Source organism: Acinetobacter sp. MYb10 (assembly GCF_002980175.2).
Lineage (GTDB): Bacteria > Pseudomonadota > Gammaproteobacteria > Pseudomonadales > Moraxellaceae > Acinetobacter > Acinetobacter guillouiae.
This window is the reverse complement of record NZ_CP058272.1, coordinates 1,438,011-1,450,110: the sequence shown is the minus strand read 5'-3', so window position 1 is coordinate 1,450,110 and position 12,100 is coordinate 1,438,011. Positions and strand designations below refer to the sequence as shown.

2 protein-coding genes are annotated in these 12,100 nt (G+C 41.4%); both read left to right on the top strand.

Annotation, left to right across the window (positions count from 1 at the left end):
- The first annotated feature begins 200 nt into the window (after positions 1-200).
- On the top strand, positions 201-10,379 hold the full coding sequence (locus CQZ96_RS06715; protein WP_178283367.1) for an MBG domain-containing protein: 10,179 nt from the start codon (positions 201-203) through the stop codon (positions 10,377-10,379).
- 3 nt (positions 10,380-10,382) lie between these two features.
- Positions 10,383-12,068 (top strand): ShlB/FhaC/HecB family hemolysin secretion/activation protein, encoded by a 1,686-nt coding sequence (locus tag CQZ96_RS06710; RefSeq protein WP_105714239.1) that lies wholly within the window; start codon positions 10,383-10,385, stop codon positions 12,066-12,068.
- The last annotated feature ends 32 nt before the right edge of the window (positions 12,069-12,100 follow it).

The window sequence follows — 12,100 nt, the reverse complement described above, 5'->3', positions numbered from 1 at the left end:
CAGATTTTATAGCGCTGGTTTAGCTTAAAATTGATGCATAAGGCTTTCAAATAAACGCTGAATAATTTTATTCAGCGTTTATATTTTTATCTAAAACGTGAACTTATACATATAAAATACCTAATTTCAGGTATATCTCTATATTTCCCCATTTGATCTAATGATTGATATTTGATCAAAAACTAGATTTGGGGATTGTCATGAACAAAATTTATAAAGTTATTTGGAATTCACAACTTAGGTGCTGGCAAGCTGTTTCAGAATTGGCAAAAAATCATAGCACTTCACAAAATACTGTGGATCATAAAAACGCGCTGACGGGCACTGTTCAAAAAGTATCTGGGATAAATTTAATCCGATTGGCTTTTTGGGGGCTAGCTTTATTGCCATTATCGATTTATGCCGCAATTTCTAATACGGAACTGCCTACAGGCGCCAATATCACTCAAGGTTCAGCCAATATTTCCCAAAATGGCAACGTTTTAAATATTCATCAGAATAGTCAAAATCTTTCGACCAACTGGAATACTTTTAATATTGGTAAAGATGCCACGGTTAATTTTAATCAGCAAAACCAGTCATCTATAGCCATTAATCGGGTTTTGGATAGCAATGCATCGCAGATTATGGGGCGTTTAAATGCCAATGGGCAGGTGTTTTTACTCAATCCAAATGGTGTGGTTTTTTCTAAGACGGCTCAAGTGAATGTTGGTGGTTTGGTTGCTTCAACTTTAAGTTTGAACGATGCGGATATTCAAAATGGCAAATATACTTTAAAAGCCAATGCCAATAGCACAGCAACGATAGAAAATAACGGTACTATTCAAACTTTATCAGGTGGAACGGTTGCGCTGATTGCGCCCAATGTTAAAAATACCGGCTCTATTGTGACACCAAACGGAGTTACCCATCTCACTGCTGCCAGTCAAGTCACTCTTGCTTTACAGGATGGTTCACTCACCCAGTACCAAGTTGATCAAGGGGTATTAAAAGGCTTGGTGGACAATGGCGGTGCAATCCTTGCCGATAATGGGGCTGTATATTTAACTGCAAAAGCCAAAGACAGTTTAAGTAAAGCCGTGGTCAATCATAGTGGGATTATTGAAGCTAATCGGCTAAGTCAAAATGCCAAAGGTGAAATCATTTTGTTAGGTGATATGCAAAATGGTGAAACAAATGTCAGTGGTCTGCTTAAAGCTGAAGGGAAAAATGGTCAAGATGGTGGGTTTATTGAAACCTCCGCAGCTCAAGTAAAGATTGAGAATAGTACGGTGGTGTCCTCTCATTCTGAGGGCGGGAAAATCGGAAACTGGTTGATCGACCCTACCGATTTCAGTATTAATTCGGGTAATGCATCAGCAAGCGGTAGCGGCATAGGCGCAACCACTTTAGCAAGCATTCTTGCAACCAGTAATGTCATATTGCTAACCATCACTACGGGTAACCAAAAGGGTGATATCAATGTTAATGCTGATGTGACTTGGGGGAGTGCGAACAGCCTGACTTTAAATGCACAAAATGACATCAACATTAATGCCAACATCACATCGACCAATAACAGTGGCAAACTTAATTTGATTTATGGACAAAACACGGCCAATTCCAGCGCAAATTATTATATTAACAATGGCGCAAAAATAAACTTAAAGGCTGGGCAGAACTTTAGTACCAAAAAAGGCACGGCTGCTACTATTAACTATCAAGTCATTACGGCTTTGGGCGCACAGGGTTCGACTACAAGTCAAGATTTACAAGGGATCAACGGTAACCTGAGTGGTAATTATGTGTTGGGTGCAGACATCGATGCCAGCAGTACATGGCAGTGGAATGGTTATACAGGATTCGACCCAATTGGTTTTTATAATGCAAATTTAAGTCCAATGGATCTATCACAGCAGGCTTTTCGTGGACGGTTTGATGGATTAGGTCATGCGATTAGTGGATTAAGTATTGAGTCAATGTATCAGGGGATTGGACTGTTTGCGATTACGAATCAGGATGCACTTATACAAAATGTTGGACTGAATAATATAAGTTATTCAGGTTATGGGAAAACAGGCGGGATCGTGGGGATTAATCTTGGCACGATTAATAATGTTTATGTCAATGCAGGCTTAGTCACAGGTAATACCGAGCAATATGGCGGATTGGTGGGCTGGAACTATAATTCAGGAAATATCTTAAACTCTTATGCAAATGTAACTGTAAAAGGAAAATATTCGAATAATAATTATATTGGCGGTCTGGTTGGTTATAGTGATGGTGTTGTAAGTTCTTCTTTTGCAACAGGCGCGGTGACAGGAAATAATTATATTGGTGGTTTAGTTGGTGGAATATCAGGACAAATTAACAACTCTTATGCAACAGGTACTGTTATTGGAAGTCAGTATGTTGGAGGGTTGGTTGGGTTCAATGGCGGTAGTGTTGACAAAAATTATTCTTCAGGAAGTGTAACTGGTGGGCAGTATGTTGGTGGTCTTGTTGGTGGTGGTAACGGTACAACCACAAATAGTTTCTGGAACACCAGTACTTCTGGAAGAACAAGCAGTGGGGGTGGTGTAGGAAAAACCACAACAGAACTTCAGCAAATTTCTACTTTTGCAGGTTGGGATATTGATGATGCAGGTGGTACAGGAAAAGTTTGGCGTATTTATGAAGGACGATCTGCGCCATTACTACGTCATTTCCTAAAGCCCTTGGTCACAGAAATTGTCGCTAATTTTTCTGACAAAATTTATGATGGATCGATAGCTTCTGGAACGCTGGCTTCAGGGCTGAATTATAAAACAACCAGTAAAAATGCAGGGATTTATAGTTTAAATGATGGCTCAATCCTGATTAGTGGTGTTCCAATCGCGGCTAATACAACTCAGTTTGGTGATGATGTAATTTATAAAGAAAATGGTGGTTCGGGCTCATTAACAATAGCAAAAAGAGATTTAAATATTAATGGCTTGAGCGTTGCTGACAAAGTCTATGATACATCAAAAGTAGCAACATTATCGGGTACTGCTGGAGTGACAGTGCTGTCAGGTGATTCAGTGACACTTTCGGGTATTGGATTTGGATCATTTACTGATAAAAATGTGGGGAATAATAAAAATGTGATTGTGTCGGGTTATACGCTGACTGGAACAGATGCTTTAAATTACAACTTGCTACAGCCGACAAATCTTAAAGCCAGTATAACGCCTGCAGTTTTAACCATTAATGGAATAAGTGTTGCAGATAAAACGTATGATGGCTTGTTCAATGCGACCTTAAATGGTACTGCTTCAATCAATCCATTTGCTGGAGATTTTGTTGGATTGACTGGTAGTGGTATAGGCACATTTACAGATAAGAATGCAGGAATCCGGTCTGTGATCGTAACAGGCTATAACTTAACAGGTGCGGATGCAGGAAATTATACTTTTAGTCAGCCTATAGGTTTAAGTGCCACAATTCACAAAGCACAAGCCATTGTAACGGCCAATAGTTTAAATACAGTCTATAACGGTAAAGATCAAACGGCTGCTGGCTTTAGTGCAACAGGCTTGGTCAATGGTGAAACTGAATCTGTATTGTCAGGTGTTTCGGCAACTGTCACAGGCAAAGATGCAGGCAAATACACCAACACAGTAACAGGCGTAGATAAGAACTATGATTTGACACTTATTGATGGCTCATTAGATATTGCGAAAGCGAAAGCCACCGTAACCGCCAATAGCGTATCAACCACCTATAACGGTAAAGATCAAACGGCTGTTGGCTTTAGTGCAACAGGCTTGGTCAATGGCGAAACTACAACTGTATTGTCAGGTGTTTCGGCAACTGTCACAGGTAAAGATGCTGGTAGTTATGCCAATACAGCCACAGGTACAGATAAGAACTATGAGCTAAGTTTTGTTAATGGCTCTTTGGATATCGCCAAAGCTAAAGCGACAGTAACAGCCAATAGTGTAACAACGACCTATAACGGTAAAGATCAAACAGCTGCTGGCTTTAGTGCAACAGGCTTGGTCAATGGCGAAACTACAACAGTATTGTCAGGTGTTTCTGCAACTGTCACAGGTAAAGATGCAGGTCAGTACACCAATACCGCCACAGGTATAGACAAGAACTATGAGCTAAGCTTTGTTGATGGCTCTTTGGATATCGCCAAAGCCAAAGCAACCGTGACTGCAAATAGCGTATCAACCACCTATAATGGTAAAGATCAAACGGCTGCTGGCTTTAATGCGAAAGGCTTAGTCAATGGTGAAACAGAATCAGTATTATCAGGTGTTTCATCAACGGTGACTGCTAAAGATGCAGGCAAATACACCAACACAGTAACAGGTATAGACAAGAACTATGATCTAACGCTTATTGATGGCTCTTTGGATATTGCGAAAGCTAAAGCCACTGTAACAGCCAATAGTGTATCAACCACCTATAACGGTAAAGATCAAACAGCTGCTGGCTTTACTGCGACAGGTTTGGTCAATGGCGAAACAGAATCAGTACTATCAGGTGTAACTGCAACGGTGACTGCTAAAGATGCAGGCAAATACAACAACACAGTAATAGGTGTAGACAAGAACTATGATCTGACGCTTATCGATGGCTCATTAGATATTGCGAAAGCTAAAGCCACTGTGACAGCCAATAGTTTAAATACCGTCTATAACGGTAAAGATCAGACAGCTGCTGGCTTTAGTGCAATAGGTTTGGTCAATGGTGAAACTGAATCTGTACTCTCAGGTGTAAGTGCAACGGTGACTGCTAAAGATGCTGGCAAATACATCAATACCGCAACGGGTCTAGACAAGAATTATGAGTTAAGTTTTGTTGATGGTTCTTTGGATATCGCCAAAGCGAAAGCCACCGTAACCGCCAATAGCATATCAACCACCTACAATGGCAAAGATCAAACAGCTACTGGCTTTAGTACAACAGGTTTGGTCAATGGTGAAACTGAATCTGTATTATCAGGTGTAACTGCAACGGTGACTGCTAAAGATGCTGGCAAATATACCAATAGTGCAACAGGTCTCGACAAGAACTATGATCTTAGTTTTGTTGATGGTTCATTGGATATTGCCAAAGCCAAAGCCACTGTAACCGCCAATAGTGTATCAACTACTTATAATGGTAAAGATCAAACTGCTGCTGGCTTTAGTGCGACAGGTTTAGTCAATGGCGAAACAGAATCAGTACTATCAGGTGTAACTGCAACGGTGACTGCTAAAGATGCAGGTCAATACACCAATACTGCAACAGGTCTAGATAAAAACTATGAGCTTAGCTTTGTTGATGGTTCCTTAGATATCGCTAAAGCCAAAGCAACTGTAACCGCCAATAGTTTAAATACGGTTTATAACGGTAAAGACCAAACGGCTGCTGGTTTTACTGCAACAGGCTTGGTCAATGGTGAAACTGAATCAGTATTGTCAGGCGTAACTGCAACAGTGACTGCTAAAGATGCAGGCAAATACACCAATACCGCAACAGGTCTAGACAAGAACTATGATCTTAGTTTTATTGATGGCTCTTTCGATATTGCTAAGGCTAAAGCTACTGTAACCGCCAATAGCATATCAACCACCTACAATGGCAAAGATCAAACGGCTGCTGGCTTTAGTGCTATAGGTTTAGTCAATGGTGAAACTACAAGTGTATTGTCAGGTGTTTCTGCAACTGTCACAGGTAAAGATGCAGGCCAATACACCAATACCGCAACAGGTCTAGATAAAAACTACGAGTTAAGTTTTGTTGATGGCTCGTTAGATATTGCCAAAGCGAAAGCCACTGTTACAGCCAATAGCGTATCAACCACCTATAACGGTAAAGATCAAACAGCTGCTGGCTTTACTGCGACAGGTTTGGTCAATGGTGAAACTGAATCCGTACTCTCAGGTGTAAATGCTACAGTTACTGCTAAAGATGCAGGTCAATACACCAATACCGCAACAGGTCTAGATAAGAATTATGATTTAAGCTTTGTTGATGGGGCTTTAGATATCGCCAAAGCTAAAGCCACCGTAACTGCCAATAGCGTATCAACTATTTATAATGGTAAAGATCAAACTGCTGCTGGCTTTACTGCAACAGGTTTGGTCAATGGTGAAACTGAATCTGTACTATCTGGCGTTTCAGCAACAGTTACCGCTAAAGATGCAGGTCAATACACTAATACCGCAACGGGTCTAGATAAAAACTATGAGCTAAGCTTTGTTGATGGTTCATTGGATATTGCAAAAGCCAAAGCGACAGTAACCGCCAATAGTGTATCAACCACCTATAACGGTAAAGATCAAACAGCTGCTGGCTTTACTGCGACAGGTTTGGTCAATGGTGAAACTGAATCCGTACTCTCAGGTGTAAATGCTACAGTTACTGCTAAAGATGCAGGTCAATACACCAATAGTGCAACGGGTCTAGATAAAAACTATGAGCTAAGCTTTGTTGATGGTTCATTGGATATTGCAAAAGCCAAAGCGACAGTGACAGCCAATAGTTTAAATACCGTCTATAATGGTAAAGATCAGACAGCTGCTGGCTTTAGTGCAATAGGTTTGGTCAATGGTGAAACTGAATCAGTACTCTCAGGTGTAAGTGCAACAGTTACCGCTAAAGATGCAGGTCAATACACCAATACAGCAACAGGTCTAGATAAAAACTATGAGTTAAGTTTTGTTGATGGTTCCTTAGATATCGCCAAAGCTAAAGCCACCGTAACTGCCAATAGCGTATCAACTATTTATAATGGTAAAGATCAAACTGCTGCTGGCTTTACTGCAACAGGCTTAGTTAATGGTGAAACTGAATCAGTACTATCAGACGTAACTGCAACAGTTACTGCTAAAGATGCAGGCAAATACAACAACATAGTAACAGGTGTAGACAAGAACTATGATCTAACGCTTATTGATGGCTCTTTGGATATTGCTAAGGCTAAAGCCACTGTAACCGCCAATAGCATATCAACTACTTATAATGGTAAAGATCAAACAGCTGCTGGCTTTAGTGCAACAGGCTTGGTCAATGGCGAAACTACAACTGTATTGTCAGATGTTTCGGCAACTGTCACAGGTAAAGATGCTGGTAGTTATGCTAATACAGCCACAGGTATAGATAAGAACTATGAGCTCAGTTTTGTTAATGGCTCTTTGGATATCGCCAAAGCTAAAGCAACAGTAACAGCCAATAGTGTATCAACCACCTATAACGGTAAAGATCAAACGGCTGTTGGTTTTACTGCAACAGGTTTAGTCAATGGTGAAGATACATCAGTACTCTCAGGTGTAAGTGCAACAGTTACGGCTAAAGATGCTGGTCAGTACACCAATAGTGCAACGGGTCTAGATAAAAACTATGAGCTAAGCTTTGTTGATGGTTCATTGGATATTGCAAAAGCCAAAGCGACAGTAACCGCCAATAGTGTATCAACCACCTATAACGGTAAAGATCAAACAGCTGCTGGCTTTACTGCGGTAGGTTTGGTCAATGGCGAAACTGAATCAGTACTCTCAGGTGTAACTGCTACAGTTACTGCTAAAGATGCAGGCAAATACAACAACAAAGTAACAGGTGTAGACAAGAATTATGATCTAACGCTTATTGATGGCTCTTTGGATATTGCTAAGGCTAAAGCCATTGTTACTGCCAATAGTGTATCAACTACCTATAACGGTAAAGATCAAACGGCTGCTGGCTTTAGTGCGACTGGTTTGGTCAATGGTGAAACTGAATCAGTACTCTCAGGTGTCAGTGCAACCGTTACCGCTAAAGATGCAGGTCAATATACCAATACGGCAACGGGCCTAGACAAAAACTACGAGCTAAGCTTTGTTGATGGTTCATTAGATATTGCCAAAGCTAAAGCCATTGTTACTGCCAATAGTGTATCAACCACCTATAACGGTAAAGACCAAACGGCTGCTGGCTTTACTGCAACAGGTTTAGTGAATGGCGAAACTACAAGTGTATTGTCAGGTGTTTCGGCAACAGTTACCGCTAAAGATGCAGGTCAATATACCAATACGGCAACGGGTCTAGACAAAAACTACGAGCTAAGCTTTGTTGATGGTTCATTAGATATTGCCAAAGCTAAAGCCATTGTTACTGCCAATAGTGTATCAACCACCTATAACGGTAAAGACCAAACGGCTGCTGGCTTTACTGCAACAGGTTTGGTCAATGGTGAAACTGAATCCGTACTATCTAGTGTAAGCGCGACGGTGACTGCTAAAGATGCAGGCCAATACACCAATACCGCAACAGGTCTAGATAAAAACTACGAGCTAAGCTTTGTTGATGGCTCATTGGATATTGCTAAGGCTAAAGCCACTGTAACTGCCAATAGTGTATCAACTACTTATAACGGTAAAGATCAAACAGCTGCGGGCTTTACTGCGACTGGTTTGGTCAATGGTGAAACTGAATCAGTACTCTCAGGTGTCAGTGCAACCGTTACCGCTAAAGATGCAGGTCAATACACCAACACTGCAACGGGTATAGATAAAAACTATGAGCTAAGCTTTGTTGATGGTTCATTGGATATTGCTAAGGCTAAAGCCACTGTAACCGCCAATAGCATATCAACTACTTATAATGGTAAAGATCAAACGGCTGCTGGCTTTACTGCAACAGGTTTGGTGAATGGTGAAACGGATTCAGTACTCTCAGGTGTCAGTGCAACGGTGACTGCTAAAGATGCTGGCAAATACACTAATACCGCAACAGGTCTAGATAAAAACTATGAGCTAAGCTTTGTTGATGGCTCTTTGGATATCGCCAAAGCAAAAGCCACTGTAACTGCCAATAGCGTATCAACTACCTATAACGGTAAAGACCAAACGGCTGCTGGTTTTAGTGCGACTGGTTTGGTCAATGGCGAAACTACAAGTGTATTGTCAGGTGTTTCGGCAACTGTCACAGGCAAAGATGCAGGCAAATACACCAACACAGTAACAGGTGTAGACAAGAACTATGATCTGACGCTTATTGATGGCTCTTTGGATATTGCGAAAGCTAAGGCGACTGTGACTGCCAATAGCGTATCAACCACCTATAATGGTAAAAATCAAACTGCTGCTGGCTTTAGTGCGACAGGTTTGGTGAGTGGTGAAAATGAATCAGTACTCTCTGGTGTCAGTGCAACGGTTACCGGCAAAGATGCTGGCAAATACACCAATACTGCAACGGGTCTAGACAAGAACTACGAGTTAAGTTTTGTTGATGGCTCATTAGATATTGCTAAAGCGAAAGCCACTGTAACTGCCAATAGTGTATCAACCACCTATAACGGTAAAGGTCAAACAGCTGCTGGCTTTAGTGCGACAGGTTTGGTCAATGGCGAAACTGAATCAGTACTCTCAGGTGTCAGTGCAACGGTGACTGCTAAATATGCAGGCAAATATGTTAACACCGCAACAGGTCTAGATAAGAATTATGATTTAAGCTTTGTTGATGGGGCTTTAGATATCGCCAAAGCTAAAGCCACCGTAACTGCCAATAGCGTATCAACTATTTATAATGGTAAAGATCAAACTGCTGCTGGCTTTACTGCAACAGGTTTGGTCAATGGTGAAACTGAATCTGTACTATCTGGCGTTTCAGCAACAGTTACCGCTAAAGATGCTGGTCAATACACCAATACCGCAACGGGTCTAGACAAGAACTACGAGCTAAGCTTTGTGGATGGTTCATTAGATATCGCCAAAGCTAAAATTAACCAAGTGACAGGCATTAGCGCCAATAATCGTATTTATGATGCAACCACCAACGCAACATTAAATACTGGATCAGCACAATTCCTCGGTATGGTTGCAGGCGATGAATTGAAAGTTGCTTCAGCAACTGGACAATTCAGTGATAAAAATGTGGGTATAGCAAAACAAGTCTCGATTCAGGGTGTCAGTTTAAGTGGTGCAGATGCACACAACTACGAGTTGGTGAATAACACTGCACAAACTACGGCAGATATTCGCCAAGCCAATATTCAAAACATCGCTGGAATTACGGCCAACAATCGTACTTATAATGGGTTAACTGCCGCTGAGCTTAATCTCAGCAACGCACAATTCAACGGCATCTACGCTGGGGACAATTTAAACGTTGCAACAGCAACAGGACAATTTGACAGTGCGACCACAGGGCAAGCAAAAAATGTATCGATTACAGGTTTAAGTCTAGGTGGCTTAGATGCTCAAAACTACAAACTTGTGGATACCACCGCTGTGACCACAGCTGATATTTATCTGTTAACCCCTGTAGCGTATTTACAAGCCATACAATTCAAACGACCTCGTTATTTGCCTGAAACCAATAACGTCTTAAATACAGTTGATTTAGATGTACGCCAAGGTGGAGTTAACACTGCAGGTATTCAAATTTTGGCAGGGGAGCACTAATTGATGAAACAACAACATAATATATTGGCAATATCTGTAGCTGCTTGTCTGATGCTTTTGACCAGCAGTAACTATGCAGCGCCAGCACCTAATGCGGGTCAACTGTTACAACAACAGCAACAAGGACAAAGCCTTGAACCACAGGCTGCTGTTCAGGTAGAAAGTTCAGCAAGTAATAACGTACCTAATTCACCTGATATACAAATTCCTGTACGCAAAATTGAAATCACTGGAAATAGTCGTTTTAGCACAGCGCAATTGCATCACTTAGTGGCGGATGCCGAAGGTAAACAACTGAGTCTTCAGCAACTCTGGCAAGTTGCGCAAAAGATTACCACTTACTACCAACAACAGGGCTATGCATATAGCCGAGCTTATCTGCCTCAGCAGAATCTAAGTCAGGGCGTAGTACGTATCAATGTACTCGAAGCGTATTATGATCAAACTCAGATTGATAATCAAAGTCGAACGCAAAACTGGCTGATTGAACAAACCGTTGCGCCACTTAAACAAGGTGAGCGCATCAACAGTGACCAGATGCAACAACAACTCAAACTGCTCAATCGTTTAAATGGAGTCAATACCCGAAATGTTTTGACCCCTGGTGCAACAGTCGGAAGTAGCCAACTCAATGTTGAAGTACAAAATGCAGCCATGTTGAATGGTTATATTGGCGCAGATAACTTTGGTAATCGTTATACCAGTCAAGTGCGTGGAACCGCTGGAATTTCTGCCAACAACCTTGCCGGCTTAGGTGATGAACTAAGCTTAGATGTGATGACTGCAGGCAAACGCATGAATTACGGGCGCGTGGGTTATGCCTTTACCTTTACAGGAATGGGTACTCGGGCAGGCGCAAGTTATTCTTATCTAGATTATGAACTTGGAAAAGATCTAAAAAACATTGGCGCAGAAGGGAGTGCTGCACAAAGTAGTGTATTCATTAGCCAACCTGCCTTACTGACCAACAATGCAGAAGTCCTTCTCAGCTTACAATACGATCATAAACAACTGAAAGATGATATTCAGCTCAATCAATATTACAAACATCGAAATATTGATGTGGTGACTGCCCGACTGGATGGCTCGCAGTTTGATCAATTCTTGGGTGGAGGTTTAACCCAATATGGTGCTTCAACCAGTTATGGTCGTGTGAAATTTAAAAATGATGATGCCGCTGCTTTAGATGCGCAAACAGCGAAGACAGCTGGAGACTACTATAGTGCTACATTGAATCTGTCACGCTTACAAAATCTGAGCAATAAGGGCACGCAAGGATATTTGGGAATTTATGGACAATACAGTCCTTATAATCTAGACAGTGCAGAGCAATATCTAGGTGGTGGTCCATTTAATGTTCGTGGTTATGAATCGAGTCAATTTGCAGGCTCTACAGGTTATTTGGCCACAGCAGAACTTAGACAAAGTTTATTTGCCGATGCAAAACATCAGCTAACAGCGAAAGTATTTATCGATACAGCAGAAGTCACATTGAATGCCAAGCGTTGGGCAGGTGTGACAGGCGACAATCAAGTTCAAATCAGTAGTGCAGGTTTAGGTTTGAACTGGACGAGTGCGTGGAATATTCAAGCCAATGCAGAAGTTGCCTTTCCAATTGGAAATACCCCAGAGCAGTTGCAAGATCGCGATAATCACCAGTATTGGTTGAGTTTAAGAAAGACTTTCTAATTTGATTGAATAAATAAGGAGGCTTTTGCCTC

Coding starts and splice junctions, on each gene's coding strand:
- CQZ96_RS06715 (WP_178283367.1), top strand. CDS start 201: ATGAACAAAATTTATAAAGTTATTTGGAATTCACAACTTAGGTGCTGG.
- CQZ96_RS06710 (WP_105714239.1), top strand. CDS start 10,383: ATGAAACAACAACATAATATATTGGCAATATCTGTAGCTGCTTGTCTG.